At 73.2% G+C, this 24520-nt stretch carries 28 protein-coding genes; 13 read left to right on the forward strand and 15 right to left on the reverse strand.

The features are described 5' to 3' along the window. Positions 1 to 10: 10 nt before the first annotated feature. Entirely contained in the window at positions 11 to 1240 is a 1230-nt protein-coding gene (locus ACZ7DL_RS12245; protein ID WP_470773695.1) for a cytochrome P450, read from the reverse strand. 258 nt (positions 1241 to 1498) lie between these two features. Here ACZ7DL_RS12245 and ACZ7DL_RS12250 point away from each other — a divergent pair, with 258 nt between their 5' ends. After that, positions 1499 to 1948, forward strand: coding sequence for a nitroreductase family deazaflavin-dependent oxidoreductase (locus ACZ7DL_RS12250; protein ID WP_470773696.1), 450 nt, complete (start codon positions 1499 to 1501; stop codon positions 1946 to 1948). Positions 1949 to 2043: 95 nt separating this feature from the next. Here ACZ7DL_RS12250 and ACZ7DL_RS12255 read toward each other — a convergent pair whose 3' ends face one another. After that, positions 2044 to 2958: a cation diffusion facilitator family transporter gene (locus ACZ7DL_RS12255; RefSeq protein ID WP_470773698.1), complete on the reverse strand. Its 915-nt coding sequence runs from the start codon at positions 2956 to 2958 to the stop codon at positions 2044 to 2046. A 458-nt stretch (positions 2959 to 3416) separates the two neighbouring features. On the opposite strand from ACZ7DL_RS12255, the gene ACZ7DL_RS12260 reads away from it, so the two are divergent. After that, positions 3417 to 4433 carry a glutathione S-transferase family protein gene (locus tag ACZ7DL_RS12260; protein ID WP_470773700.1) on the forward strand — a complete coding sequence of 339 codons (1017 nt, stop codon included), beginning with the start codon at positions 3417 to 3419 and terminating at the stop codon, positions 4431 to 4433. Between the two features lie 28 nt (positions 4434 to 4461). Then, positions 4462 to 4764: a DUF4235 domain-containing protein gene (locus ACZ7DL_RS12265; protein ID WP_470773702.1), complete on the forward strand. Its 303-nt coding sequence runs from the start codon at positions 4462 to 4464 to the stop codon at positions 4762 to 4764. Positions 4765 to 4908: 144 nt separating this feature from the next. Here the strand turns inward: ACZ7DL_RS12265 and ACZ7DL_RS12270 are convergent, their stop codons facing one another. Both ACZ7DL_RS12270 and ACZ7DL_RS12275 read right to left on the reverse strand, forming a co-directional pair. Further along, on the reverse strand, positions 4909 to 5301 hold the full coding sequence (locus ACZ7DL_RS12270) for a VOC family protein (RefSeq protein WP_470773703.1): 393 nt from the start codon (positions 5299 to 5301) through the stop codon (positions 4909 to 4911). A 52-nt stretch (positions 5302 to 5353) separates the two neighbouring features. Continuing rightward, entirely contained in the window at positions 5354 to 5818 is a 465-nt protein-coding gene (locus ACZ7DL_RS12275) for a pyridoxamine 5'-phosphate oxidase family protein (RefSeq protein WP_470773706.1), read from the reverse strand. Between the two features lie 207 nt (positions 5819 to 6025). Here ACZ7DL_RS12275 and ACZ7DL_RS12280 point away from each other — a divergent pair, with 207 nt between their 5' ends. Next, on the forward strand, positions 6026 to 7651 hold the full coding sequence (locus tag ACZ7DL_RS12280; protein ID WP_470773708.1) for an amidohydrolase: 1626 nt from the start codon (positions 6026 to 6028) through the stop codon (positions 7649 to 7651). A gap of 4 nt (positions 7652 to 7655) precedes the next feature. Here the strand turns inward: ACZ7DL_RS12280 and ACZ7DL_RS12285 are convergent, their stop codons facing one another. Both ACZ7DL_RS12285 and ACZ7DL_RS12290 read right to left on the reverse strand, forming a co-directional pair. After that, the gene (locus tag ACZ7DL_RS12285) at positions 7656 to 8510 is read right to left on the reverse strand and encodes a hypothetical protein (protein WP_470773711.1); all 855 of its coding nucleotides are present in this window, start codon (positions 8508 to 8510) and stop codon (positions 7656 to 7658) included. Positions 8511 to 8571: 61 nt separating this feature from the next. Continuing rightward, positions 8572 to 9540, reverse strand: coding sequence for a GlxA family transcriptional regulator (locus tag ACZ7DL_RS12290; protein ID WP_470773712.1), 969 nt, complete (start codon positions 9538 to 9540; stop codon positions 8572 to 8574). A 71-nt stretch (positions 9541 to 9611) separates the two neighbouring features. Between ACZ7DL_RS12290 and ACZ7DL_RS12295 the strand changes: the two genes are divergently transcribed. From ACZ7DL_RS12295 to ACZ7DL_RS12305, 3 genes are all read left to right on the forward strand, one after another. Next, positions 9612 to 10562: an NADP-dependent oxidoreductase gene (locus ACZ7DL_RS12295; RefSeq protein ID WP_470773713.1), complete on the forward strand. Its 951-nt coding sequence runs from the start codon at positions 9612 to 9614 to the stop codon at positions 10560 to 10562. A 161-nt stretch (positions 10563 to 10723) separates the two neighbouring features. Then, a complete protein-coding gene (locus ACZ7DL_RS12300) occupies positions 10724 to 11104 on the forward strand; it encodes an anti-sigma factor antagonist (RefSeq protein WP_470773715.1) in 381 nt (126 codons plus the stop codon). 89 nt (positions 11105 to 11193) lie between these two features. Continuing rightward, positions 11194 to 11844 (forward strand): DUF4230 domain-containing protein, encoded by a 651-nt coding sequence (locus ACZ7DL_RS12305; protein ID WP_470773716.1) that lies wholly within the window; start codon positions 11194 to 11196, stop codon positions 11842 to 11844. Here ACZ7DL_RS12305 and ACZ7DL_RS12310 read toward each other — a convergent pair whose 3' ends face one another. From ACZ7DL_RS12310 to ACZ7DL_RS12335, 6 genes are all read right to left on the reverse strand, one after another. Beyond that, on the reverse strand, positions 11845 to 13611 hold the full coding sequence (locus ACZ7DL_RS12310) for a complex I subunit 5 family protein (RefSeq protein ID WP_470773718.1): 1767 nt from the start codon (positions 13609 to 13611) through the stop codon (positions 11845 to 11847). It abuts the gene before it with no gap. Beyond that, entirely contained in the window at positions 13611 to 13958 is a 348-nt protein-coding gene (locus tag ACZ7DL_RS12315) for a sodium:proton antiporter (RefSeq protein ID WP_470773720.1), read from the reverse strand. The genes ACZ7DL_RS12310 and ACZ7DL_RS12315 overlap by 1 nt, the downstream gene beginning before the upstream one ends. Before the next feature lie 59 nt (positions 13959 to 14017). Beyond that, positions 14018 to 14755, reverse strand: coding sequence for an MnhB domain-containing protein (locus ACZ7DL_RS12320; RefSeq protein WP_470773721.1), 738 nt, complete (start codon positions 14753 to 14755; stop codon positions 14018 to 14020). After that, the gene (locus tag ACZ7DL_RS12325) at positions 14752 to 15012 is read right to left on the reverse strand and encodes a Na(+)/H(+) antiporter subunit B (RefSeq protein ID WP_470773723.1); all 261 of its coding nucleotides are present in this window, start codon (positions 15010 to 15012) and stop codon (positions 14752 to 14754) included. Before ACZ7DL_RS12325 ends, ACZ7DL_RS12320 begins: the two co-directional genes overlap by 4 nt. A 120-nt stretch (positions 15013 to 15132) precedes the next feature. After that, the gene (locus ACZ7DL_RS12330) at positions 15133 to 15585 is read right to left on the reverse strand and encodes an MrpF/PhaF family protein (protein WP_470773724.1); all 453 of its coding nucleotides are present in this window, start codon (positions 15583 to 15585) and stop codon (positions 15133 to 15135) included. Next, positions 15582 to 15776, reverse strand: coding sequence for a hypothetical protein (locus tag ACZ7DL_RS12335; RefSeq protein WP_470773726.1), 195 nt, complete (start codon positions 15774 to 15776; stop codon positions 15582 to 15584). Before ACZ7DL_RS12335 ends, ACZ7DL_RS12330 begins: the two co-directional genes overlap by 4 nt. A gap of 244 nt (positions 15777 to 16020) precedes the next feature. Here ACZ7DL_RS12335 and ACZ7DL_RS12340 point away from each other — a divergent pair, with 244 nt between their 5' ends. Together ACZ7DL_RS12340 and ACZ7DL_RS12345 are read left to right on the forward strand one after the other, a co-directional pair. After that, complete coding sequence (locus ACZ7DL_RS12340) at positions 16021 to 16578, forward strand: VanZ family protein (protein WP_470773729.1); 558 nt, start codon at positions 16021 to 16023, stop codon at positions 16576 to 16578. 93 nt (positions 16579 to 16671) lie between these two features. Then, positions 16672 to 17901, forward strand: coding sequence for a ricin-type beta-trefoil lectin domain protein (locus ACZ7DL_RS12345; RefSeq protein WP_470773730.1), 1230 nt, complete (start codon positions 16672 to 16674; stop codon positions 17899 to 17901). 9 nt (positions 17902 to 17910) lie between these two features. Here ACZ7DL_RS12345 and ACZ7DL_RS12350 read toward each other — a convergent pair whose 3' ends face one another. Continuing rightward, positions 17911 to 18156 carry a hypothetical protein gene (locus ACZ7DL_RS12350; protein ID WP_470773731.1) on the reverse strand — a complete coding sequence of 82 codons (246 nt, stop codon included), beginning with the start codon at positions 18154 to 18156 and terminating at the stop codon, positions 17911 to 17913. Positions 18157 to 18394: 238 nt separating this feature from the next. After that, the gene (locus ACZ7DL_RS12355; protein WP_470773732.1) at positions 18395 to 19198 is read right to left on the reverse strand and encodes an SDR family oxidoreductase; all 804 of its coding nucleotides are present in this window, start codon (positions 19196 to 19198) and stop codon (positions 18395 to 18397) included. 205 nt (positions 19199 to 19403) lie between these two features. Between ACZ7DL_RS12355 and ACZ7DL_RS12360 the strand changes: the two genes are divergently transcribed. The 4 genes from ACZ7DL_RS12360 to ACZ7DL_RS12375 all read left to right on the forward strand — a co-directional run bounded on the left by ACZ7DL_RS12360 (position 19404) and on the right by ACZ7DL_RS12375 (position 22930). After that, entirely contained in the window at positions 19404 to 20477 is a 1074-nt protein-coding gene (locus tag ACZ7DL_RS12360) for a PHP domain-containing protein (protein ID WP_470773734.1), read from the forward strand. Between the two features lie 65 nt (positions 20478 to 20542). Further along, complete coding sequence (locus ACZ7DL_RS12365) at positions 20543 to 21199, forward strand: HAD family hydrolase (RefSeq protein WP_470773735.1); 657 nt, start codon at positions 20543 to 20545, stop codon at positions 21197 to 21199. Between the two features lie 402 nt (positions 21200 to 21601). Next, entirely contained in the window at positions 21602 to 22633 is a 1032-nt protein-coding gene (locus ACZ7DL_RS12370; protein WP_470773736.1) for an SDR family oxidoreductase, read from the forward strand. Positions 22634 to 22675: 42 nt separating this feature from the next. Beyond that, on the forward strand, positions 22676 to 22930 hold the full coding sequence (locus ACZ7DL_RS12375) for a hypothetical protein (protein ID WP_470773737.1): 255 nt from the start codon (positions 22676 to 22678) through the stop codon (positions 22928 to 22930). A gap of 51 nt (positions 22931 to 22981) precedes the next feature. Here ACZ7DL_RS12375 and ACZ7DL_RS12380 read toward each other — a convergent pair whose 3' ends face one another. Further along, a complete protein-coding gene (locus ACZ7DL_RS12380; RefSeq protein WP_470773738.1) occupies positions 22982 to 24271 on the reverse strand; it encodes an ROK family protein in 1290 nt (429 codons plus the stop codon). Positions 24272 to 24520: the final 249 nt, after the last annotated feature.

The following is a 24520-nucleotide window of genomic DNA, read 5'->3' on the forward strand; positions in this document are numbered from 1 at the left end:
GCAGAGCCTCTTACCAGGCCACGGGGAGTTCCAGCATCCCCTGGATCGTGTCGCCGGGTTTGAACGGAATGTCCTCCGCCGGAGCGGCCAGCCGTAGCCCGGGCAGCCGGGTGAACAGGCTGCCGAGCGCGATCTCCAGTTCGGCGCGGGCCAGGTTCTGGCCCAGGCACTGGTGGATGCCGAAGCCGAACCCCAGGTGATGGCGGTCGGGCCGGTGGAAGTCCAGGGCGTCGGGGTCGTCGTACACGGAGGCGTCGCGGTTGATCACCGACGTCGAGAAGAGCACGCCGTCCCCGGCCCGGATCGTGGTGCCGCCGATCTCGATGTCCTCCAGCGCCACCCGCAGAAGCCCGTCCGCGATGGACAGCATCCGCATCAGCTCCTCCACGACGGCGGGCAGCAGCGTGGGGTCGGCGCGCAGCTCGGTCAGCCGCTCGGGGTGCCGGAGCAGGGTGTAGGTGCCGAGGGAGATCATGTTGGCGGTCGTCTCGTGGCCGGCGACCAGCAGGATGACGGCGAGCGAGACGAGGTCGGCTCGGTCCAGCTCGCCCTCGCCGAGCCGCTGGTGGACGAGGTCATCGAGGATGCCGTCGCCGGGCTCGGCCTGCTCGGCCTTGGTGTCGATCAGCTCGCCGAGGTACTCCTCCAGCCGGTCGCGGGCGTCCTCGATGTCGACGGCCGTCGGGCCGCGCAGCAGCCTGCGGGACTGCTCCTCGAAGAACTCGTGGTCGGCGTACGGCACGCCGAGCAGGGCGCAGATCACGGTCGACGGCACGGGCAGCGCGAAGGCGGAGACCAGCTCGGCGGGCGACCCCTGCGCGATCATCGCGTCCAGCAGCTCGTCCACGATCCGCTGGATCCAGGGGCGCTGTCCGGCCGCGCGTTTGACGGTGAACGGCGGGATCAGCATCCGCCGCTGCCGCTGGTGCTCGGGGTCGTCCACCCCGAGCAGCGCCACCCCGCGCCGGCGGGTGGCCGCGAAACGGGCCGTGGGCGCGGGGAAGCCGGGGCGGCGGCGGTCGGTGGACAGGCGGGGGTCGGCGAGCAGGGCGCGGGCCGTGGCCTGGGTGGTGACCATCCAGGCCTCGCGGCCGTCGAAGAGGGTGACCCTGGACAGGGCGCGCCCGTCGCGCAGCGGCTCGTATCCGGTCGGCGGGTGGTAGGGGCAGGTGCGGTCCTGGGGGAAGGCCACGGGGGCGGCGGGGGCGGCCGGGCCGGTGACGTCCGTCAGTTCCGTCATGGAAAGACCTCGCAGACGAAAGAAGTGCGTGGTGCCGATCTTCATTAGATGCCCCAGGCACCTATGGGTCGACGTCAAGTTCGGCCACTTCAGTGTCTCTCGTGATCTGGCCGAGGCACCTGGGGTACGAGGGGCGGGAACCGGCCGCTCGCCGTCACCGCGTCGGCGGACGCTGCGCGCGGTAGGGATGAAGGATGCGGCCACCGGTGTTCAGCAGGTGGCACAGAGCAGTCGGACCGACGAAGGGGACACCATCCCATGCCTCTTGAGGGTGAGTACGAGCCCAGCCCGACGCAGTGGGTGCGCGAGCAGGTGGAGCTGTACGAGAGCTCCGGCGGGAAGGAGGGGACGACGTTGCGGGACACCGGACTGCCGGTGATCGTGCTGACCACGCTGGGCGCGAAGAGCGGGAAGATCCGCAAGACGCCGTTGATGCGGGTGGAGCACGAGGGGCGGTACGCGGCGGTGGCCTCCCTCGGCGGGGCGCCCAAGCATCCGGTCTGGTACTTCAACGTGAAGTCCGAGCCGCGGGTCGAGCTTCAGGACGGTCCGGTGAAGCGGGAGATGCGGGCCCGTGAGGTCGCCGGGGCGGAGAAGGCCGAGTGGTGGGAGCGGGCGGTGGCCGCGTACCCGCCGTACGCCGACTACCAGCGGAAAACCGCCCGGGAGATCCCGGTCTTCGTGCTGGAACCGCTCGACGAGAGCTGATCCGGCGGGAGCTGATTCAGGCCGGGCACCGGGCGGTTTTCAGAAAAATCTGTTTCGAGGACGTGTGAAGCGTCTTCGGGGCGGGCACTCGTGCGTCAGGCCCCGCCGCGTTCCCCCGTCGCGGCGGGGCTTTCTCGTGCCTCGCCGGCCGGCCGGTCGGTGACGTCGAGGAAGATCTGGTCGGCGTCGGGGAACATCCGGCCGAGGGACCGCTTGATGCGTACGGCGACCTCCTCGACGCGTTCACTGTCCAGGCCCGGCACCAGGTCGATGCGGGCGGCGATCAGGGTGCAATCCAGGCCCATCTTCATGGTGAACAGGGCCTCCACGCTGTCGATCTCCGGCTGGGCCCGCAGCACCGCCCGGATCCTGCCGCTCAGCTCCGGGTCCACGGCCTCCCCGATCAGCTGGTCACGGGCGTCCCGGCCGAGTCGGTAGGCGACGTAGACGAGCAGCACGCCGATCGCCAGCGAGGCGGAAGCCTCCCAGACGACCTGCCCGGTCACCATGTGCAGGGCCATCCCGACCAGTGCGAGTGTCACGCCGAGCACCGCCGTGCCGTCCTCGGCGACCACCGTGCGCAGCGCGGGATCGCGCAGCCCGCCGAGGCCGCCGCCCTGCCGGCGCACCTGGTGCAGGGCGCGCAGCAGCGAGACGCCTTCGGCGACCAGGGCCACGCCCAGCACGATCAGGCCCGCCACATATCCGCTGAACTTCTCCTCGGCGCCGCTGTGCAGGGCCTCGAAGCCCTGGAAGAAGGAGAAACAGCCGCCCATGACGAAGATGCCCACGGCGGCGAGCAGTGACCAGAAGAAGCGCTCCTTGCCGTAGCCGAAGGGGTGCCGGGAGTCCGGCGGGCGACGGCTGCGGCGCAGCGCGGCCAGCAGGAAGACCTCGTTGAGGCTGTCGGCGACCGAGTGCGCGGCCTCCGACAGCAGCGCGGGCGAGCCCGCGAGGACACCGCCGGCCGCCTTGGCCACGGCGATCACCAGATTGGCGATGAGCGCCACGAGGACGGTGACTTTGGTGTGCCGGTCGGCCTCGGCATCGGCGCGGGAGTCCGCCCCGCTGCCGGAACGGCTGTCGGCCCGGCTGCCGGAGCCGCCGTGGGTCTGACTGCCGGATCGGCCGTCGGCTTCGGCTCGGACATGGGCAGCCGGCGTTCCGTCGACCGTGGCGGAGGCCGGTGGTGCTTGCGGGTCCGTGGGGTGGGCCGGTGGCGGTCCGTCGTCCCTGGCGCCTGCCGGGGACGCTTCCGGGCCCTTGGAGTGTGCCGATGGCCTTCGGTCGTCCGTGAGGCGTGCAGGCGGTGTTCCGTTGCCCTCGGCCGTGCGTGCGGCCGTCTCCCGTTCCGAGGATGTCCCACTCATCTATCGGCGATTGCCCCCGCGCGGGCGACTCACACCGTGCGGGCCGCCCGAAACGGGGAACGCGTTGGCCAGGAGATCCCGGGCGGCGAGGAGGAGACATGGACGGCGACGGCAACAGCTCCTACGGACACCGGGCCTTCACCCGGTCCCGGAGCCACTTCCGCGACCGGATCACCGCCGACGGCCGGGACGGCTGGCCGGTGGAGGCGGGCCGTTACCGGCTGGCGGTCTCCCGTGCCTGTCCGTGGGCGAGCCGGGCGGTGATCGCGCGCCGGCTGCTGGGGCTGGAGGACGCGCTGTCGATGGCGATCGCCGATCCGGTCCAGGACGACCGCAGCTGGCGGTTCACCCTGGACCCGGACGGCCGGGACCCGGTGCTCGGGATCCGCTTCCTGAGCGAGGCGTACGACCGGCGGGAGACCGGCCACCCGGGCGGGGTGAGCGTGCCCGCGATCGTGGACGTCCCCAGCGGGCGCCTGGTCACCAACGACTATCAGCAGATCACCCTGGACCTGGCCACCGAGTGGACGGCCCTGCACCGGGCCGGCGCGCCGGACCTGTACCCGGCGGGCCGCCGCGACGAGATCGACGAGGTGATGGCCGAGGTCTACGCGGACGTCAACAACGGGGTGTACCGGGCCGGGTTCGCCACGCGGCAGAAGGAGTACGAGGAGGCGTGCGCCGGGGTCTTCCGGCGGCTGGAACTGCTCGGCGAGCGGCTGTCCGGGCAGCGCTATCTGGTCGGCGACACCCTCACGGAAGCGGACATCCGGCTGTTCACCACGCTGGTGAGGTTCGACGCGGTCTACCACGGCCACTTCAAGTGCAACCGCTGGAAGCTGGCGGAGCATCCGGTGCTGTGGGCGTACGCCCGGGACCTGTTCCAGACACCGGGGTTCGGCGACACGGTCGACTTCGACCACATCAAGCGGCACTACTACCAGGTGCACACCGGCATCAATCCGACCGGCATCGTGCCGCTCGGCCCGGATCTCGCCGGCTGGTTGAGTCCGCACCACCGCGAGGAGCTGGGCGGACGGCCGTTCGGGGACGGGACGCCGCCCGGGCCGGTGCCCCCGGGCGAACGGGTGGCCCCGCAAGGACGGCCTGCATGAGGGCCTTCTGACGAGGAAGTAGTCACACATGGTCAAGAACAAGAAGAAGAAGCTCCCTCTCGCCTACCAGCCGGTCGGATTCGTGCTCAGCTGGGCGGGCGGCGCGCTGGCCGGTATGGCCTTCCGCAAGGCATGGAAGGCCATCCGGCACGAGGAGGACGCGCCGGACGCCCTGGACCCGGACCGTGGCTGGGGCGAGATCCTGCTGGCCGCGGCGGTCCAGGGCGCGATCTTCGCGGTGGTGCGCAGCGCCGTGGACCGCGGCGGAGCGAAGGCCATCGCCCGGTCGACGGGCGTATGGCCGGCGACCGACAAGGGCGGCCGCGACTGAGCGGCCCGGCCCCTCCCCGGAGCGGGGTCGGCCGGGCCCCTGCCGCCCGCCGACCCCGCTCCCCTATGCCGGCCGACCCGGCTCCGGTGTCCTCGGCCGGCTCCCGCTCCCGCTCCGGCGGTCAGCCCCGCCGCGGTCCCGCCGTCAGCCCTGCTTGGGTGCCGTCGGCGGGAGGAGACGCAGGGTGAAGGAGTGGCCGGCGGGGTCGGCGTAGCCGCGTGCCTCGTACGGTCCGGACGCGTCCCTCGTCTCGAGCGGGCGGCCGCCCAGGGCCACCACCCGCCGCTCGGCCTCGTCCAGGTCCTCGACCAGGAAGTCGAGATGGGCCTGAAGGGAGTTCTCGGGGCGCGGCCAGCTGGGCGGGGTCGCGTTGACGTCCCGCCGGCAGGCCAGCCGGACCCCGTCGGCGCCCCGGATCTCCACGATGTTCGCGGAGGCGTACGTCCGCTCGCCCTCCAGCAACTCCCTGTAGAACTCGGCGAGTTTCTCGGGTTCGGCGCAGTCAAGCACCACCACGCCCGCCTTCACCAGTGCCATGGATCCTCCCGGGATGTGTCCTCCTCACAGCGGATATCCCGGGCCACCGGATTCAGTCGGCGAGCAGCCACTCCCCGTCGCGCATCACGTCCCGCCCGTCCAGCTCGTTCGCCTCGCGCCAGGCCTGGACCCGCTGCGGCAGGACGATGAAGTACAGGTAGCGGGTGGGCAGTCGGCGCGGGTCGAAGCCGGTCTTGCCGGCGAACACCTCGGCGTCCTCCTCGGGCAGGTCCTCGGGGGTCACCGCCCGGACGGTGCCCTCGATCAGGACGACGTCCCGGGTGGGGCCGATGCCGAGACGCGCCCTGCCGGTGGCCACGAGATTGCGGCCGGTGGGGCTGTCGGCCGGGGTGGCGATCAGCAGCGCGGAGCCGTCCCACACGAACGACAGCGGCACGAGGTACGGAGCACCGCCGTGGGGCGCGGCGGTGGCGACCCACGCGTCCACGTCGGTCTCCAGCCGGTGGAGGGTGTCCTTCTTGCGCTGCTCCGCGGTGCGGGCGGGGGGCGGGGTCATGGCGTACGGCCTCCTCTGGGTGATCGCTGGATTCAGTGTGGCCGCCGGTCCCCGGTCCGCGCAGGAGTCGCCGCAGGTGTGTCCGTGCGCCGGCGAGCTGCCGGGCCCTTATGACAACACCGTTGACCCGTTTGGGGCCCCGGCAGTTACATGTCCGATCACCGGGACCGACCGAGGCCCGCCATCCGACCGACCAGGAAAGTCACCATGCGCGCTGATCTGCTGTTCACCGGCGGCCCCGTCCTGACCCCGGGGGGCCGTACCGCGACCGCCGTCGCCGTCACCTCGGGCCGCGTCACCGCGGTCGGCGGCGAGGAGCTGCGCGACCTGGCCGGACCGGGCACGGAGGTGGTGGACCTGGCCGGGCGGCTGCTGCTGCCCGGCTTCCAGGACGCACACGTCCATCCGGTGCCGGCCGGGCTGGAGCTGACCCGGTGCGATCTGACCGGTACGACGACGGCCGAGGAGACCGTGGCCGCCGTACGGGCGTACGCCGACGCCCACCCGGAGCGGGAGTGGATCCTGGGCGGCGGCTGGGCGATGGAGGCGTTCGCGGGTGGTACGCCGGCCAAGGAGCTGCTGGACGCGGTCGTCCCGGACCGGCCGGTGTACCTGCCCAACCGCGATCACCACGGAGCGTGGGTCAACAGCCGGGCGCTGGAGCTGGCCGGGATCGACCGGGACACGCCCGATCCGGCCGACGGGCGGATCGAGCGGGACGCCTCCGGTGCGCCGGGCGGCACTCTCCAGGAGGGTGCGATGCAGCTGGTCGGCCGGCTCGCCCCGCCCGCCACACCCGCCGACCGGCTGGCCGCGCTGCTGCACGTTCAGCGGCATCTGCACGCGCTCGGCATCACCGCCTGGCAGGACGCCCTGGTCGGCGACTTCCTCGGGATGGACGACCCGGCTCAGGCGTATCTCACGGCCGCCCGGGACGGTTCGCTCACCGCGCGGGTCGTGGGTGCGCTGTGGTGGGACCGGGAGCGCGGGGCCGAGCAGATCCCCGAACTCGCGGAGAAGCGGGCCGCTTCGAGCGTCGGCCGGTTCCGGGCGGGCACGGTGAAGCTGATGCTGGACGGTGTCGCCGAGAACCACACGGCCGCGCTGCTCGACCCGTATCTGGACCGGTGCGGCTGCGTGACGGCCAACCGCGGCAAGAGCTTCATCGACCCGGAGCGGCTGCCCGCGTACGTCACCGAGCTGGACGCGCTCGGCTTCCAGTGCCACTTCCACGCGCTGGGCGACCGGGCCGTACGGGACGCGCTGGACGCGGTCGAGGCGGCCCGGGCGGCCAACGGGCCGAGCGACACCCGTCCGCACCTCGCGCATCTCCAGGTCGTGCACCCGGACGACGTGCCCCGCTTCGCCCGGCTCGGCGCCACCGCGAACATCCAGCCGCTGTGGGCGGCGCACGAGCCGCAGATGGACGAGCTGACGATCCCGTTCCTCGGGCCCGAACGGGCCGCCCGGCAGTATCCGTTCGGCGCGCTGCTGCGTTCCGGGGCGCGGCTCGCGGCGGGCAGCGACTGGCCGGTGAGCAGCCCCGATCCGCTCCAGGGCATCCATGTCGCGGTGAACCGGGTCGAGCCGGGCGGCACCGGGCCGGTGTTCCTGCCGGACGAACGGCTGAGCCTCGCCGACGCGCTGACGGCGTACACGGCCGGGTCGGCGTACGTGAACCATCTGGACGACACCGGCCGGGTGACCGTCGGCGCGCTCGCCGACCTGGTGGTGCTGGACCGTGACCCGTTCGCCGGTCCGCCGGAGGCGATCGCGCAGACGCGGGTGGCGCTCACGTATGTGGGGGGTGAGCGGGTGTACGCCGCCGGCTGACCCGTCAGGCGCAGCCGGCGCCCTTCTTCAGCAACGGCCACGCCTCCACGCCGTCGGCGGTGCGGACGTAGGCGGTCGTCTTGTCGTCCGTCAGCCACAGCCGCCGGCCGTGGCGGTGGTACCCGGTGTCGTGGGCGTCGGCGGGCATGGGGACGTCGGCGCGGTACGCCGCCCGGAGCAGGCCGTCCCGGGCGAGGACGCCCTCCGGATCGCGGGCGTACCCGCGGTCGTCCAGCTGGAGGAAGGTGGCCGACTGCCAGCCGCAGTGCTCCGGACCCGGCGAGCTGCTGAGCCGGCTCACCGGAACCCGCCTGCCGTGGCGGTCCGTCCAGATCTCCCAGTCCGTGCCGGCCGTGAAGCTCTCGGGCAGTTCGGCCGGGTCGCAGGAGGCGTTCGTCTCCGGGCCCCAGCCGGGCCGGCCCTTCTGGTCCTCGGCCACCACGACCGCCACCTTGGTACGGCCGGCCACGTCGTAGGAGTACAGCACCCGGTCCGCCTCCGCGCGCTCCACGCGGTAGCCGTGGTCGGGGTCCTCCGGCTTGATCATGTCGAAGTAGAGCGCCAGTCCCTCCTCCGGTGTGTCACCCCCGTCGGAGGCGCTCCACGCGTCGGGCCCGGCGCCCTCGAAGATCTCCCCGTCGCACTCCAGCGCCCGGCCCGCGGCCCCCGCGGCCAGGCGCAGGGCGCGGGGGCCGCTGCCGTCGGTGCTCTTGACGGGCACGTACAGCGGGCCGCTGTACGGGGACTCCGGCGGGGTGCCCTCCACCACCAGGTCCGGCCGGGTGCCGTCGTCGCACCCCGCCGCCGTCACGGCCGTCACCGCCGTGAGTACCGCCACCGCCACGAGCCGTCTGCGCATGTCCGCCCCTGTTCTCCTGCTGCTGTGTGCGGTCCTTCGACGCCGGGGCGGGCCGGAACGTTCAGCGGGTCTGCTGGAAGGTGCGCCGGTAGGCCAGGGGGGAGACGCCGATCGCCGCGTGCAGGTGCTGGCGCAGGGAGGCTCCGGTGGCGAAGCCGACCTCGGCGGCGATCCGGTCCACCGGCAGGTCGCTGGCCTCCAGCAGGTGCCGGGCGCGGACCACGCGCTGCTGGATCAGCCAGCGGCCGGGGCTGAGGCCGACCTCCTCGTTGAAGCGGCGGGCGAAGGTGCGCAGGCTCATCCGGGCGTGCCCGGCGAGGTCCGCCAGGGTGAGCGGCTCGTCCAGCCGCTCCAGGGCCCAGGCGCGGGTGGCGGCGGTGCTCGCGGCGCCGCTCTCGGGGACCGGCTGCTCGATGTACTGCGCCTGGCCGCCGTCCCGGAACGGGGGGACGACACAGCGGCGGGCGACAGCGTTCGCCAGTTCGCTGCCGTGGTCGGTGCGCACGATGTGCAGGCAGATGTCGACGCCGGAGGCCGCCCCGGCGGAGGTGAGCATGCGGCCGTCGGCGACGAACAGGACGTCCGGGTCGACGTCCACCCGGGGGTAGCGGCGGCGGAACACGTCGGCCACCTGCCAGTGGGTGGTCGCCCGGCGGCCGTCGAGCAGGCCGGCCGCGGCCAGGACGAAGGCGGCCGTGCAGATGGAGACGATGCGGGCGTCCGGGCGGATGCGGGCCAGCGCGGCGGCGACCTCGCCGGAGAGCTCCCTCGGGATGTGTTCGGGCGGCATGGCGGCGACGATCACGGTGTCGGCCGTCTCCAGGATCTCCGGGCCGTGCTGGACGCCGATGGTGAAGTCGGCGTTCGTGCGCACCGGGCGGCCGTCGACGGTGCAGGTCAGTACCTCGTAGTGGCCGTCGGCCGCGCCGAAGATGCGGCTGGGGATGCCCAGCTCGAAGGGGTAGACGCCGTCGAGGGCCAGAACGGCCACCCGCTCGGGGCGCCGGGTGCGCGGCTGCGTGTCAGGCATGGCACGATTCTATCGAAGCTTGGCAATCGTGCCATTTCCGGGTCGCGCGCGGCCCGGCAGGCTGGATGACCATGAGCGATGTGAACACCATGCGAGCCATCAGCCAGGACGTCCTCGGCGGTCCCGAGGTCCTGAGGGAAGTACGGGTCGAACGGCCGAAGCCGCGCCCGAACGAGGTGCTGGTCCGAGTGCGGGCCGCCGGAGTGAACCCCACCGACTGGAAGCACCGGGCCACCGGCGGGTTCCTGGGCGAGCCGCCGTTCGTCCTCGGCTGGGACGTCTCCGGCGAGGTCGTGGAGACCGGGATCGGCGCGGCCGCCTTCCGACCCGGCGACGAGGTCTTCGGCATGCTGCCCTACCCCTTCGGCCACGGCTCGCACGCCGAGTACGTGATCGCCCCGGTGCGCGCCCTGGTGCACAAGCCGGCCTCGATCGACCACGTCCAGGCGGGGGCGCTGCCGCTGGTGTCCCTGACCGCCTGGCAGGCGCTGACCGAGCACGCGGACGTCCGGCCGGGACAGCGGGTGCTGATCCACGCGGCGGCCGGCGGGGTCGGCCATGTGGCCGTGCAGATCGCCAAGGCGCGCGGGGCGTATGTGATCGGTACGGCGAGCGCGGGCAAGCACGACTTCCTGCGGGAGATCGGCGTGGACGAGCCGGTCGACTACCGCTCCACCGACGTCACCGAGGCGGTGCGGGACGTCGACGTCGTCCTGGACACGCTCGGCGGCGACACGTCCGTGCGGTCCCTGCGGGTGCTGCGGCCGGGCGGTGTCGTGGTGTCGATCCTGCCGGTGGGTTCCGGGGAGTTCCACGAGGAGGCGGAGCGGCTCGGCGTACGGGCGGTGCGCATGCTGGTGGACGCCGACCGGTCCGGGATGCGGGGCGTCGCGGAGCTGGCGGAGTCCGGGAAGCTGAAGGCCACGATCGCCGGGACGTTCCCGCTGGCGGACGCCGCGAAGGCGCACGAGCTGGGTGACACCGGCCGGACGACCGGAAAGCTGGTGCTGCTGGCGGACTGACCGGAGCCGGGCGAGGGGCGCTGGTAGGGTCCCCGGCCCGCGCCCCGCCATGCGCCAAACTCGAAGACATATGTCAATCGAACATGCTCAAATTCCTTCCATCGAGGGTAACTTGACGATCGGGAAGCGACGTCCGGGCGCGGGTGGGAGGTGGTGCCGAGGTGCGACGCGAACCCGTACCTCTCACCCGGCAGCTGGGCATGTACGCGCTCCAGGGGCACACCGTGCTGGAGTTCCGGGGCGAGATCGACATCGTCGCGGCGACCGAGATCGGCCCCTTCCTGGACCGGGTCACCGGCCGGCCCGGCGCCCGGGTCGTCATCGACCTGCGACCGGTGGAGTTCTTCGACTGCTCGGGGCTGCGGCTGCTGTACCGGGCGCGCCTCCGGGTGCTGGAGCGCGGGGGGCAGCTGCGCCTGGTGTGCACCCACCCGCTGACCCTGCGGGTGTTCCGGGTCACCGGCCTGGCCCGGCTGCTGCCCCCGCACCCGAGCCTGGACGCGGCGCTGGCCGGCTCCGCGGCCGCGTCCGGCTCGCTGTGAGACCGCGGCCCGGCCGACGATGGTGAAGACGGAGCGGTCTGTTCCGGCCGTCGGCGGGCATCCGGTCGGCAGGAAGGAGGACCGTCGTGATGACGACTTCCACCAAGCGCCTGCCGGGCTGGGCCAAGGCCGTGGGGGCACTCGTACTGGTGCTCGCCGTGCTGTTCGCCGGGATCCGGCTGGCCGTACTGCCGGGCATCAAGGATCTGTTCGGCACCGAGACCCACGACCGTTCCGGACCCGCTCTGCTCAAGTCGATCCAGGACATGAGCCGTTACGACGCGGCCTCGGGCAACTTCCAGGTCGTCGTGGACCTGGACAAGGACGCGAAGTTCCTGCCCGACGCCCTCCGCGGCACCCGCACCCTGTACGTCGGCGCGGGCACCGTGGACGCCTACGTCGACCTCGGCCGGGTCGGCGAGGACGACGTACGGGTCGACGGCGACCGTACGGCCGCCACCATCCGGCTGCCGCACGCGCGGCTCGGCAGGCCGGCTCTGGACCCCGACCACTCCTACGCCGTGTCCAAGCAGCGCGGGCTGCTGGACCGGCTCGGCGACCTGTTCTCGGACAACCCCAACAGCGAGCAGGCCGTGCAGCGGCTCGCCGTCCGGCACATCGGGGACGCGGCGCGGCGCAGCGGGCTGACCGTCCGGGCCGAGAGCAACACCACCGGGATGCTCCAGGGCCTGCTGCGCTCCCTCGGCTTCAAGGAGGTACACGTCAGTTACGGCTCCTGATCAGCCTCCCAGCACCCCCGGCGCGGCCAGCGCTCCCAGCACGGTCGCGCCCACCAGCAGCCAGGCCACGTAGTCACCGACGTGCCCGGACTGGAGGCGCCGCAGGGGCGCGGCCCAGTCCGGGGCGGCCACCCAGCGGGGCCGGGTGACGGCGAGGCCGGCGAGCGCCACGGCCAGCACGGTGGAGGCCCCGCCCAACAGGAGTCCGTGCACGGTCCAGTGCACGGAGGCGTGCGCGCCGCCCGAACCGGCCTCGTTGACGGAGCGGGCCACCAGCGCGCCGAAGCCGGGTACCACCCCGGCGGCGAGGGCGGCGGCGAGCAGCACGGCGGGCACGGTGGTCATGGTGTCCGGAATCCGGCGCAGCAGGCCGGACGTCTCGGGTTCCTCGTCGGATCCGCTGGTCTCGTACTCGGTGTCCTCCGGGCGCGGCCCGAGCCCGAGGAAGACGCGGGCGGTGACCCGCAGTACGGCTCCGGCGGTGATCGCGGAGGCGGCCACGAACACCACGGTGAGCGGGCCGCCGACCGCCTCCTCGGTGACCGCCTTGCCGAGCGCCGTGCCGAACGGCGGCAGGCCGGCGAGACCGAGGGCGCCGACGGCGAACATGACCGCGGTGGCGCGCAGCTGCCGGGCCCGACCGTGCAGCGCGTGCTCGTCGACGCTGCCGAACCGGTCCAGGAGGGCGCCCGCGCAGGCGAACAGTGCGGCCTTCACCCCGGCGTGGCCGAGGATGTACAGGGCGACTCCGTCGTCGCCCTCGGGGGTGAGGACGCCGAGCCCGACGAGGAACAGGCCGGTGTGGGCGACGGTGGAGTAGGCGAGGAGCCGTTTGATGTGCCGCTGGTACCAGCACATGACGGCGCCGTTCGCGGCCGTGAGGGCGCCGAGCGTCACCAGGGCCCGGGTCAGGTCGGCGGCGGGGATGCCGCCGGGTCCGGAGAAGACGGTGCCGTACACCCGCCAGACGCCGTAGGCGCCGAGTTCCACCATGACGCCGGACAGGAGCATGCAGACCGGGGTCGGGGCGACGGCGTGCGCGTCCGGGAGCCAGAAGTGGAAGGGTACGGCGGCCGACTTCACCAGCAGTCCGGTGAGGACGAGCACGAAGGAGGCGAGGACGAGGGCGTCCGGTCCGCCCGGCCCGGCCGCCGCGTCGAGCCCGCGGCCGATCTTCGCCATGGCCAGTTCGCCGGTGCGGGCGTACAGCAGCGCGATGCCCATCAGCATGGCGTAGGCACCGAGGGAGTTGACGACGCCGAAGGTCAGGGCGCCCTGCACGGCCTTGGGGTCGTCGATGCGGTAGCCGGTGAGCGCGTAGGCCGTGACGCTCATCAGCTCGAAGAACACGAACGCGTTGAACAGGTCGCCGGCGATGGCGAATCCGCACATGGCGCCCTGGAAGACCAGCATCAGCGCGGTGAACGCGCCGGTGTGACCGTGCGGGGGCGCGGCGAAGTAGCGCCAGGAGTAGGCGAGCGCCGCCAGGGCCAGCAGGGAGGCCAGCGCGGCCATGCCGAGCGACGGACCGTCCCCGACCACGAGGATGCCGACGCTCTCCCCGCCGGCCGGCAGCCAGCCGCCGACCCACTCGGTCATCGGCGGCGCGGAGTTCAGCAGCAGCACGACGGCGAGGGCGCCCGTACCACCGGAGACCACGAAACCGGTGATCTCGGTGGCGATCCGGGGCAGATGGCGGCCCGTGGCCGCCAGCAGGGCGGCGCCGAACAGCGGGAGCGCGACGAGCAGCGGAAGCAGATGGTGCATCAGCCGCGCAGCTCCCGCAGCTCGTCGGGGTCGACCGTGCCGTGCCGCTTGGCGACCTGGAGGACGAGGGCGAGCAGCAGCGCGGTGACGGTGGCGCCGACGACGATGTCGGTGAGGGTGAGGGCCTGGACCACAGGGTCGACCACCGGCCGGGAGCCGGGCTCGATGTCGGAGAAGACGGGCGCGGTGGCGCCGTCGCGGTAGCCGACCGCCAGCAGCAGCACGTAGGTCGCGGACTGGCAGACCGCGAGACAGCCGACGGCGTGGATGAGGTTCCGGCTGGTGGCGAGGCCGTAGCAGCCCGTCAGGAAGACGTAGACGGCGACGAGGTACGGCAGGACGTGCATCGCGGTGTTCAGCTCCCTGGTCTTCCTCGGTGTTCTACTCCGGTGCTCCTCCTCGGCGGTCAGCTCACGTCCGCCTCCTCGATCTCGACGGCCTGGTCGAGGAAGTGGGCGAGCAGGACGACGACCGCGCTCGCCACCTCCATGCCGATGGCCGCGTTCAGCAGCGGGACGGTGCCGCCGGAGGACAGCGTGTTGAAGGTGCCGTACGGCAGCAGCGTGTTGGCCAGGAACGCGGTGCCGGCCAGGACTCCGGCGAGGCCCAGCACCAGGTAGGCGGAGACGGCGAGCGCGTCGGAGGTCTCGTAGACGCCGAGCGGGCGGACGCGTTCCAGCGCACGGTAGTCGGCGCCGAGATAGAGCAGGTGCAGGGCGGTCGCGGCGACGACCCCGCCCTGGAAGCCGCCGCCGGGGCTGAGCTGGCCGTGGGCGACGACGTACAGGCCGGTGACCAGGGCGACGGGCAGCACGAGCAGGGCGTAGCGGCGGACCGGCCGGGCCACCTCGGCGGGTTCGGGCCGGGCCCGGTGCTCGTCGCGGGCCTGGCGCAGCAGCACCACGCAGCCGAGGACGGCGGCGAACAGGATGCTCATCTCGCCGAGGGTGTCGTAGGCGCGCTGGTCGAAGTTGACGGAGGCGATGGTGTTGGCGGTGTGCCGGGCGAGGGAGGCGTGCACGGCCCGGTCGCCGTACGGGTGCCGGGGTCCGCCGAAGGAGGGCAGGTCGAGGCAGGCGGCGATGAGCAGGGCGGCCAGGCCCGCGCCGCCGACGGCCAGCAGCCACAGCCGCAGCCGGTTCACCGGGTGCCGTCCTTGGTCCGGCCGCGCCGGCGGACCTTGCGCACACAGAGCATGATCAGCAGCGGGGTGAGGGCTGAGCCGACGGCCAGCTGGGACAGTCCGACGTCCGGGGCCTGGACCGCGGTGAACAGCACGGCGAGGACGACCCCGAGCACGGACAGCACCAGCGCCTGGCGGGCGGGGTCGCGCTGGGCCACGGCCGCGGTGGCGGAGGCGGCCACCAGCAGCAGGGCGACGACGATCACCGCGTCGGACACAGCACACCCGCCTCTCGGCACCCCGCGCCGCAGCCGCACCCGGCACCGGCCCACCCCGGGGCCGCCCCTCGGCACCCCGCGCCGCAGCCGCACCCTGCACCGGCCCGGCCCGGCGTCCCCTCAGCCACCCCGCACCCCCCGGAGCCCGCCCGCCAGCGCCCGTGAGGCGATCAGGTTGCCGCCGATCAGCAGGGTGCCGATGACCAGCAGCTTCACCATTGCCCGGCCGGGTCCGCCGGCCACGCAGAGCGCGAGCACGACCGCCGCCGCGAGGCCCGCCGCCGTCCAGGTCAGTCCCCAGGCGCCGGGCCGTTCGCCGGCCAGGTCGTCGGAGAGCAGCCGGGCGAAGACGAGGGTGCCGACCGGGCCGAGCAGGGCGAGCAGCAGGGCGAGATCGACGTAGGAGGGGCGGCCGTAGCCCTGGGCGAGGAGCAGCAGGGCCGGGCAGACGGCGGTCGTGGTCAGGTTCTGGGCGATCACCCGGCGGGCCGGCGGGCCGGTGGTCACACCCCACAGCGCGGCCGCCCCGCCGCCGCCCAGTTCGACCGTCGCCGCGAGGAGCCAGCCGTTCACCGCCAGGTCACCGCCCGCCGGCCGGCCCGGGCCAGCAGCGCGCCCGCGGCGGCGCAGCCCGCGCCGACGATCCGTTCCAGGGTGTCGACCGTCGTGATGAACACCAGCCACAGCAGTGCCAGCGCCGCCCACCAGGCCAGGAGTTCACCGACGGCGAGGAGGACCGCGTGCGGGGCGGTACGGCGGGTCATCCAGCACCTCCTCGGTCCGCTCTGCACGGGTGTGCGGCGATGCGTCCGGAGTGCCGCTGGGGGTCATCCAAGCACCGCCCGGCCCGCGCGGGAGCGGCGGCACGCGGGTCCGCACCCGGAGTGCCCCGGGAGCGTGAACGGAAACCCACCGGTGTGCGCCCGGCAGCGGAGCCGGGGGGGCATCCCGGTCCGGGATGGGGGTAACCGGCGTACGAAAGCGGGAAGTTGACGACTGGAGGACCGCATGGCCCGTACCGCACCGCGCCTGCCCGAGGCCCTGCGCGCCGTCCGGAAGCGGCGGCCGGCCGAGCAGGTCCGGCCACGAGGCGCGCGGCACGCCATGCCGCTTCCCGTCCGGCTGCTGGCGATGCTGGTGGCTTTCGCGTGCATGGTGGCGTTCGCCGTCGTCCTGGCCCGGATCACGCTCCAGCCGTCGCCCGCCTCGGTGCCCCTGACGCACAGCAATCTGCATCCGGGCCGCTCGCTCAGGGACTATGTGGAACAGGCGTCGGCGCGGGACGCGATCCGGCAGATCGGCGGAAACCTGTTGCTCGGCGTGCCGTTCGGGGTGCTGGTACCGGTCCTGGCGCCGCGTGCCCGGGGGATGCTCCAGGTACCGGCGCTGACCGCCCTGGTCATGCTGATGGTGGAGCTGGTGCAGGGGGCGCTGGTCACCGGGCGCGCCTTCGACATCGACGACGTCATCCTCAACACGGCCGGTGCGCTGGTGGGTTGGCTGCTGCTGGGACGGCGGCTCGGGCGGGGGGTGCACCGCCGGGTGCGCGAGCCGTCGACCGACTGATCGTCAGCAGCAGGTCTGTACCAGACTATTGACGCCCTCTTATCTCACTCCTTAAATCAAGAGCCGTCATACCCCCCACCCGAACGGAGAGCCATGGCCTCCCGCCTGCTCCGCAGATGTCTCCTCGCCGCCCTGTCCGCGGCCCTGGTCGGCTCCGCCGCCGCCGGCCCGGCGCGGGCCGACACCGCCGCCCCGGCGGCAGCGGCCGTCACCACCTTCTCCGACACCTTCGACGGGCCCGCGGGCTCCGCGGTCGACGGCTCGAAGTGGACGCTGGAGACCGGCGACAACGTCAACAACCACGAGCGGCAGTACTACACCTCGGGCACGAAGAACGCGGCTCTGGACGGCCAGGGCCACCTGGTGATCACCGCCCGCAAGGAGAACCCGGCCGGCTACCAGTGCTGGTACGGCAGCTGTCAGTACACCTCCGCCCGGCTGAACACGGCCGGGAAGTTCACCGCCCAGTACGGGCATGTCGAGGCACGGATGAAGATCCCGCGCGGACAGGGCATGTGGCCCGCGTTCTGGATGCTCGGCACGCCGGTCAACTGGCCGGACTCGGGTGAGATCGACGTGATGGAGAACGTCGGCTTCGAACCCTCGGTGGTGCACGGCACCATCCACGGCCCCGGCTACTCCGGCTCGGGCGGCATAGGCGCGGCCTACTCGCTGCCGAACGGGCAGGCCTTCGCGGACGCCTTCCACACCTTCGCCGTCGACTGGGCGCCCGACTCGATCACCTGGTCGGTGGACGGGAACGTCTACCAGCGCCGCACCCCGGCCGACCTGGGCGGGAAGACCTGGGTGTTCAACAAGCCGTTCTTCCTGATCCTGAACCTGGCGGTCGGCGGCTACTGGCCCGGCGACCCCGACGGCTCCACCCGGTTCCCGCAAGCGCTGGTGGTGGACTCGGTGTCGGTGACGACGAGCGGCAGCGCGGCCGGCGTCCCGATCCGGGGCCTGGCCGGCAAGTGCGTGGACGTGGCCGGCGCGAACTCCGCGAACGGCACCCCCGTCCAGCTCTACGACTGCAACGGCACCGCCGCGCAGGCGTGGACCGTCGGTGCGGACGGCACCCTCCGGGCGCTCGGCAAGTGCCTGGACGTCACGAACAACGGCACGGCCGACGGCTCGACCGCCCAGCTGTGGGACTGCACCGGCGGCCCCAACCAGAAGTGGACCGTCACCGGGGCCCACGACATCGTCAACCCGCAGGCGAACAAGTGCCTGGATGTCACCGGCGACAACTCGGCCAACGGGACGCGGCTGCAGATATGGACCTGCACGGGCGGCGCCAACCAGAAGTGGACGGTCGGCTGAGCCGTCGGTTCAGTGCAGCTTCCAGGTGTACTTGTCCCCGCCCACGAAGCGGACCACGTCCGGGTCGTCCAGGTCGTGGATGGTGATGCCGAAGGAGGCGGCCGCCTCCAGCACGTCGGTGACGGTCCTGGCCTCACCGACCACCTGACCGTCGATCTCCATGATCCGGAACGGCGGCTCGCCCGGCCTGCCCGGGCACACACCGTGGACCAGGACCCGCGGATGGGAGATGTGCGGAGCTGCTTGTTCGGTCATGTCATCGAGGGTAGAACGCAACCCGCCCGGACGGGTCATCCACCGGAGCCGTCCAGAAGATCGAGAACCGCCGCCTCGACGGCTCCCTGCGTGGCGGGACGCCCGAAGCCCCCGTGTTCGCCCAGCCGGGTGAGCACGGAGGCGACGGTCGTACCCTGCGCGAACAGCTCGAAGACCTTCGGGTCGCCGTACGAGGCCGGGGCCGGCGCAGGAGCCGGCCCGCAGCCTCACCGAGGCCTCAGGGACGGCGCCAGTCGTCGCTGGTCAGATGGGAGCCGGCCTGCGGGCCCATGCGGAGCATGCCGCCGTCGACGGTCCAGGAGGCGCCGGTGACGTACGAGGCGTCCGGGCTCGCCAGGAAGGCGATCACGGCGGCCACCTCCCGGGCGTCGCCGGGCCGCCCGAGCGGCACGCCGGGGCGGCGCTCGGCGTGCACGTCCGTGTTCTCCTGTCCGGTCATCGGGGTGGCGATCTCGCCCGGCGCGACCGCGTTCACCGTGATGCCGTACTCGGCCAGCTCCAGGGCCATCACCTGGGTGAGCAGACCGAGCCCGCCCTTGGCCGCGCAGTACGGGGCCGCGCCGACCCGGGGCTGGTGCTCGTGCACGGAGGTCACGTTGACGATCCGGCCGCCGTCGCCCTGCGCGATCATGCGCCGCGCGACCCGCTGCCCGCACAGGAAGGGGCCGACGAGGTCGACGTCCAGGACCCGTCGCACATCCGCAAGGGTCAGGTCGAGGTAGGGGGTCATGGTGCCCGTACCGGCGTTGTTCACGAACACGTCGATCCGGCCCAGCTCGGCGCAGAGCTCGTCCACGGTGTCGGCGGCCTCGGGCAGCCGGGTCAGGTCCAGCTGCGCCACCTCGGCCCGGCGGCCGTGGGAGCGGACCTCCGCCGCCGTCTCCTCGGCGCCCTTCTCGTCGGAGTGCCAGGTGATGCCGACGTCCAGACCCGCCTCGGCCAGCCGTACGGCGGTGGCACGGCCGATGCCGGAGTCCGCGCCGGTGATCAACGCCGTTCGCTGCGGTGCTGGGCTGGGCATGGCTCGTCTCCTCGCGGTGCGTACGTGGACGAGTCATCGCAGTACCCGATGGTGGTGTGGGCAAAACGGGTTCCCGGCGCAGGGGCCGGGGCGCGTTGCGGGTGGCGGGTGGCGGCGGGTGGCGGGTGGCGGGTGGCGGGTGGCACGCTGCGGGTCGCGCAGTTCCCCGCGCCCCTTGCGGGGCGCTGATGCAACCTTGGTTCCCATGGACCCCGTCGCCGCCCTCGACCGGATCGCGTTCCTGCTGGAGCGGGCACTCGCGCCCACCTACCGGGTACGGGCCTTCCGTACCGCCTCCCGGGTGCTTGCCGCGCTGCCCGGAGAGGAGATCGCCGAGCGGGCCGCGTCCGGGACGCTGGAGTCGCTGAAAGGGGTCGGGCCCAAGACCGCCCAGGTCGTGCGGGAGGCGCTGGCCGGTGAGATGCCCGGGTATCTGCGCCGGCTGGAGGAGGAGGCCGGTGCGTCGGCCGGTCCAAAGGGGGCCGGTGCCGAGCTGCGGGCGCTGCTGCGCGGGGACTGCCACACGCACTCGGACTGGTCCGACGGGGGCAGCCCGATCGAGGAGATGGGGCGGGCGGCCGCCGAGCTGGGCCATGAGTGGACGGCGCTCACCGATCACTCCCCCCGACTGACCGTGGCCCGCGGGCTGTCCCCCGAGCGGCTGCGCGAACAGCTCGCGGTGGTGGCGGAGCTGAACGCCCGGTGGGCGCCGTTCCGGCTGCTCACCGGCATCGAGTGCGACATCCTCGAGGACGGCTCGCTGGACCAGGAACCGGAGCTGCTGGCGCAGCTGGACGTGGTCGTGGTGTCGGTCCACTCCAAGCTGCGGATGGACGCGCGGTCCATGACCCGCCGGATGGTGGCCGCGGTGCGCGATCCGCACGCCGACGTCCTCGGGCACTGCACCGGGCGCCTGGTGACGGGCCGGGGGCGGCCGGAGTCGCAGTTCGACGCGGACGAGGTGTTCGCCGCGTGCGCCGAGTCGGGCACGGCGGTGGAGATCAACAGCCGGCCCGAGCGGCTGGATCCGCCCCGGCGGCTGCTGCGCAAGGCCGTGGCGGCCGGGGTGCTGTTCTCGATCGACACCGACGCGCACGCTCCGGGCCAGCTGGACTGGCAGATCCTCGGCTGCGCCCGGGCGGAGGAGTGCGGGGTGCCCGCCGAGCGGGTGGTGACCACGTGGTCGGCGGACGAACTGCTGGCGTGGACGCGGGAGGGCCGTCTGCCGGCACGCGTGGCGGGATCGGGGCGTGGTACCCGGTCCCAGGACCGGGCCTGACCGGCAACCCGGATCGGACGTGACAAGGACCAGGAACCCCGGATGGGCGGGAGAAGGGACCGCGGATGGATCGTGCCGCCGTCTTCGACGTCGACGGAACCCTCGTCGACACCAACCACCTGCACGTCGTGACCTGGTGGGAGGCGTTCCGCCAGGCGGGCCACGACGTGCCCATGCACGCCGTCCACCGGGCCGTCGGCCTCGGCTCCACGGACCTGATCGCCCACCTGCTGGGCGAGGACCGCGACACGGAGCGGGACGCCCAGCTGAGCGACGCGCACAAGACGCTGTACGGCCAGTACTTCGACCGGCTCCGCCCTCTACCGGGGGCCGGGAAGCTGCTGCGCCGACTGCACCGGGACGGCTGGGCGGTGGTGCTGGCCACCTCGGCGAGCGGCTCCGAGCTGGGTGCGCTGCGCCGGGCGATCGACGCGGACGACGCCATCGCGGGCACGGCGAGTGCCGAGGACGTACAGGAGGGCAAGCCCGCCCCGGAGCCCGTGCAGCACGCCCTGGAGCTGGCCGGGGTTCCGGCATCGCGGGCGGTGTTCGTCGGGGACACCGTGTGGGACATGCGGGCGGGCAGCACGGCGGGGGTGCGCTGTGTGGGCCTGCTGTGCGGCGGGATACCCCGGGCCGACCTGGAGGAGGCCGGGGCGGAGGCGATCTACGCCGATCCCGCGGATCTGCTGGAACGACTCCCCGGGAGCCCGCTGGCCTGAGCATCACCGAGGGTGGCATGCGTCACAAGTGCGGACGGAACACCCCGGGGTGGTTGCCCGTTGCACAAAACGTGGGTGCGGAGGGGACAGGGTCCCCGGGCCTCACCTTTTGCCCACAGGGACGATCGTTCGGCTGAAGCCCTGTGGAGCCTTTCGCCGCGAGGCGACCGCCGTCCGCGCCCACCATGTGACCGCCCCGGTCGTGAGTCCCCCGTCACGACCGGGGCTTTTCCATGCCCCGCGAGCGGGCACCGCCGCACGGGCGGGCACTGCCGCACGGGCGGGCGCTGCTCCGCGGCCGGACGCTGCACCGCGGGCGGACGCTGCCGCGTGTGCGGGCGAGGGCCCCGGGTACCCGGCCGGTCGTCGCAGCCTCCGCCGCGAGGACGGAAGGAGCCGAAGGTGAGCAGCTCAGCGGGCAGCAGGGTCGTCGTGACAGGCGCCACCGGCAATGTCGGGACGAGCGTGGTGCGTCTGCTCTCGGAGGATCCCGGGATCAAGTCGGTACGGGGCCTGGCCCGGCGGACGCCCGAATGGGCGCCGCCGAAGACCGAGTGGTCCGCCGTCGACCTGGCCACGGACGGGGCGAAGCTCGCGGAGCGGTTCGAGGGAGCCGACGCTGTGATCCATCTGGCCTGGGCGTTCCAGCCGACGCACGATCCGGCCACCACCTGGCGGACCAACGTGCTCGGTGGCATCCGGGTGTTCGAGGCGGTCGCCGCGGCGCGGGTGCCGGTGCTGGTGCACGCCTCCTCCGTCGGGGCGTACTCGCCGGGGCCGAAGGACCACACGGTGGACGAGTCCTGGCCGACGCACGGCTGGCCGGACGCCGCGTACTGCCGGGAGAAGGCCTATCTGGAGCGCACGCTGGACGTGTTCGAACGCGACCACCCCGAGGTGCGGGTGGTCCGCATGCGGCCGGCATTCCTGTTCAAATGGGAGTCGGCGAGCGAGCAGCGGCGGATCTTCGGCGGGCGCTTCCTGCCCGGTCCGCTGGCCCGGCCCGAGCTGCTGCCGTTCCTGCCGGACATCCCGGGACTGCGGGTGCAGGCGCTGCACACGGACGACGCCGCCGAGGCGTACCGGCTCGCCCTGTACGCGGACACCGCCCGGGGCGCCTTCAACCTGGCCGCCGATCCCCCGCTCGACGCCGGCGTGCTCGCCGAGCTGCTCGGCGCCCGGCCGGTGCGGCTGCCGCGTGCGGCGGCCCGGTCGGCGATCGCCGCCGCCTGGGGGCTGCATCTGCTGCCCGCCTCCCCGCATCTGTTCGACGCGGTGCTGCGGCTGCCGCTGATGGACTGCGGGCGGGCACACGCCGAGCTGGGCTGGCAGCCCCGGCGCACGGCGACCGAGGTCGTCCGGGAGTTCCTGGACGGCCTCCAGAAGGGCGGCGGGATGGAGACCGAGCCGATGCGGGGACGCAAGGTCGGCTGAGCGGGCCCACGCCCGAACCTACGAAGGAGCGGAGAAAACACCATGGCCGAGCGCAGCCAGGAGGAACCCGGCTCTGCGGCCGGGCGCGACGAGACGCCGGTGCCGAGGGACCTGCCCGACCAGCAGGCCGGTTCCGGGAACGACCGATGGGACGTCACCCCCGGTTCCAGGGTCGGCGACGAGCCGGACGAGGACACCGTCCCGGACACGGACGAGTCCGGCACCGGCCCCCGCGGCACACCCCGCCCCGGCACGATCCACCCGGAACACCCGACCCCGGACGAACCGTCGGCCTGAGGGCCGGTCCGGCGGGGGCGGTGACCGCGCGGGCGGTCCACGGGGTGGAAGTCAGTGCGGGGTGCGTTCCTGGAGGGCTGTTCGCCAGGCGGGCAGGGGGTCCTGGGTGGCTGGTTCGGGACGGCGGCCGCCGCTGGCGAAGAAGTCGGCCAGCGGCAGGATCGCGGCGCCGACGGTGACCGCGTCGGGGCCGAGCCGGCCGAGGTCGATGGTCACCTTGTCGGCCGGGTGACGCAGGGCGTACGTCGCCGCGTGCCGGCGCACCGCGGGCAGGAAGCGTGTGCCGAGCTGGAGTCCCGCCCAGCCGCCGATGAGGATCCGCTCCGGCTGGAAGAGGTTGATCAGGTCGGACAGGCCGGCGCCGAGATACTCGGCGGTCTCCTCCAGGACGGCCAGTGCCACCGGGTCGGGCTCACCGCCGTCGGCCGGGTAGGCCGCGGCCAGCATCGCGGTGAGCGCGGTCTCCTCGTCGGCGTTCTCCGGCGGCCGTCCGCCCTCCTCGCGCCAGCGCGCCAACAGCGACTCGGCGCCCGCGTACGCCTCCAGGCAGCCGGGGGCGCCGCAGCGGCAGCGGCGCCCGCGCACCCGGACCGTCAGATGACCCCACTCCACGGCCCGCCCGTGCTCCACCTCGGGGGTGACCAGGCAGGCACCGACACCGGAGCCGAAGAGCACGACCACGGCGTTGCGGGCGCCGCGCCCGGCGCCGAACCACATCTCGGCCTGGCCGAGCGTCTTGGCGCCGTTGTCGATGAGGTACGGCACCTCCTCGGGGAGTGGGGAGGAGGAACGGAGCAGCTGCTCCAGCGGGACCGCGTCCCAGCCGATGGTCTGCCCGTGGACCACGGCCCCCCGGTCCGGGGTGTGCTCGACGATGCCGGGGACACCGACGCCGACACCGAGCAGCCGGTCGACAGCGGCCTCTTCGGCGGTGAGGACCTCGGCGACGCCCTCGCGGATATGGCCGGCGATGACCTCGACGTCGTAGCCCTGCGCAGTCAACGGACGCTCCACGCGGGCGAGTTCGGTGAGGGCCAGGTCGAACAGCTCGACGCGGACCCGGGTCTCGCCGACGTCGACGCCGATCATCTGGCCGCTGTGCGGGGCGACGCGCAGCAGGGTGCGGGGCCGGCCACCGTCGGAGTCGACGCTGCCGGCCTCCTCGACCAGTCCGTCGGCGATCAGGTCCGCGACGACGTTGCTGACCGAGCCGGAACTGAGTCCGGTGGCCGGGCCCAGCTCGAAACGGCTGAGCGGACCGTCGAAGTACAGCCGCTGGAGCACCGCCGTGCGGTTGCCTCGTCTCAGGTCGCGTACCGTGCGACCGTTGCGCCCCGCCATGTGGCTCCCTTCACGAACTGTCCCCGACCTGCAACATACCCCTTCGGGCAGTCGGTGCGCGAGATTCCCCCAAGCCTTAGTTCACGCTGTGAGCTAAGACGCAGTGGCGGGATCTCGTCCAACGCGGCGCCACGCTCCGGGTCCACGGTCTCCCGCGCCCCGGTCTACGTGGCGCCGCCGAGGGGCCCATGGTGGCCGGCCGGGGCGGGCGGGGTGCCCGCCCCGGCCGGCCACCATGCACTCTTTCGA

It is taken from the genome of Streptomyces sp. NPDC036984, assembly GCF_055607665.1.

What these genes read in the sequence shown, in the direction of transcription:
- ACZ7DL_RS12245 (WP_470773695.1), bottom strand. Translation starts at nt 1,240, where the DNA reads ATGACGGAACTGACGGACGTCACCGGCCCGGCCGCCCCCGCCGCCCCC.
- ACZ7DL_RS12250 (WP_470773696.1), top strand. Translation starts at nt 1,499, where the DNA reads ATGCCTCTTGAGGGTGAGTACGAGCCCAGCCCGACGCAGTGGGTGCGC.
- ACZ7DL_RS12260 (WP_470773700.1), top strand. Translation starts at nt 3,417, where the DNA reads ATGGACGGCGACGGCAACAGCTCCTACGGACACCGGGCCTTCACCCGG.
- ACZ7DL_RS12265 (WP_470773702.1), top strand. Translation starts at nt 4,462, where the DNA reads ATGGTCAAGAACAAGAAGAAGAAGCTCCCTCTCGCCTACCAGCCGGTC.
- ACZ7DL_RS12270 (WP_470773703.1), bottom strand. Translation starts at nt 5,301, where the DNA reads ATGGCACTGGTGAAGGCGGGCGTGGTGGTGCTTGACTGCGCCGAACCC.
- ACZ7DL_RS12275 (WP_470773706.1), bottom strand. Translation starts at nt 5,818, where the DNA reads ATGACCCCGCCCCCCGCCCGCACCGCGGAGCAGCGCAAGAAGGACACC.
- ACZ7DL_RS12280 (WP_470773708.1), top strand. Translation starts at nt 6,026, where the DNA reads ATGCGCGCTGATCTGCTGTTCACCGGCGGCCCCGTCCTGACCCCGGGG.
- ACZ7DL_RS12285 (WP_470773711.1), bottom strand. Translation starts at nt 8,510, where the DNA reads ATGCGCAGACGGCTCGTGGCGGTGGCGGTACTCACGGCGGTGACGGCC.
- ACZ7DL_RS12290 (WP_470773712.1), bottom strand. Translation starts at nt 9,540, where the DNA reads ATGCCTGACACGCAGCCGCGCACCCGGCGCCCCGAGCGGGTGGCCGTT.
- ACZ7DL_RS12295 (WP_470773713.1), top strand. Translation starts at nt 9,612, where the DNA reads ATGAGCGATGTGAACACCATGCGAGCCATCAGCCAGGACGTCCTCGGC.
- ACZ7DL_RS12305 (WP_470773716.1), top strand. Translation starts at nt 11,194, where the DNA reads ATGACGACTTCCACCAAGCGCCTGCCGGGCTGGGCCAAGGCCGTGGGG.
- ACZ7DL_RS12310 (WP_470773718.1), bottom strand. Translation starts at nt 13,611, where the DNA reads ATGCACCATCTGCTTCCGCTGCTCGTCGCGCTCCCGCTGTTCGGCGCC.
- ACZ7DL_RS12315 (WP_470773720.1), bottom strand. Translation starts at nt 13,958, where the DNA reads ATGCACGTCCTGCCGTACCTCGTCGCCGTCTACGTCTTCCTGACGGGC.
- ACZ7DL_RS12335 (WP_470773726.1), bottom strand. Translation starts at nt 15,776, where the DNA reads ATGACCCGCCGTACCGCCCCGCACGCGGTCCTCCTCGCCGTCGGTGAA.
- ACZ7DL_RS12340 (WP_470773729.1), top strand. Translation starts at nt 16,021, where the DNA reads ATGGCCCGTACCGCACCGCGCCTGCCCGAGGCCCTGCGCGCCGTCCGG.
- ACZ7DL_RS12345 (WP_470773730.1), top strand. Translation starts at nt 16,672, where the DNA reads ATGGCCTCCCGCCTGCTCCGCAGATGTCTCCTCGCCGCCCTGTCCGCG.
- ACZ7DL_RS12350 (WP_470773731.1), bottom strand. Translation starts at nt 18,156, where the DNA reads ATGACCGAACAAGCAGCTCCGCACATCTCCCATCCGCGGGTCCTGGTC.
- ACZ7DL_RS12355 (WP_470773732.1), bottom strand. Translation starts at nt 19,198, where the DNA reads ATGCCCAGCCCAGCACCGCAGCGAACGGCGTTGATCACCGGCGCGGAC.
- ACZ7DL_RS12360 (WP_470773734.1), top strand. Translation starts at nt 19,404, where the DNA reads ATGGACCCCGTCGCCGCCCTCGACCGGATCGCGTTCCTGCTGGAGCGG.
- ACZ7DL_RS12365 (WP_470773735.1), top strand. Translation starts at nt 20,543, where the DNA reads ATGGATCGTGCCGCCGTCTTCGACGTCGACGGAACCCTCGTCGACACC.
- ACZ7DL_RS12375 (WP_470773737.1), top strand. Translation starts at nt 22,676, where the DNA reads ATGGCCGAGCGCAGCCAGGAGGAACCCGGCTCTGCGGCCGGGCGCGAC.
- ACZ7DL_RS12380 (WP_470773738.1), bottom strand. Translation starts at nt 24,271, where the DNA reads ATGGCGGGGCGCAACGGTCGCACGGTACGCGACCTGAGACGAGGCAAC.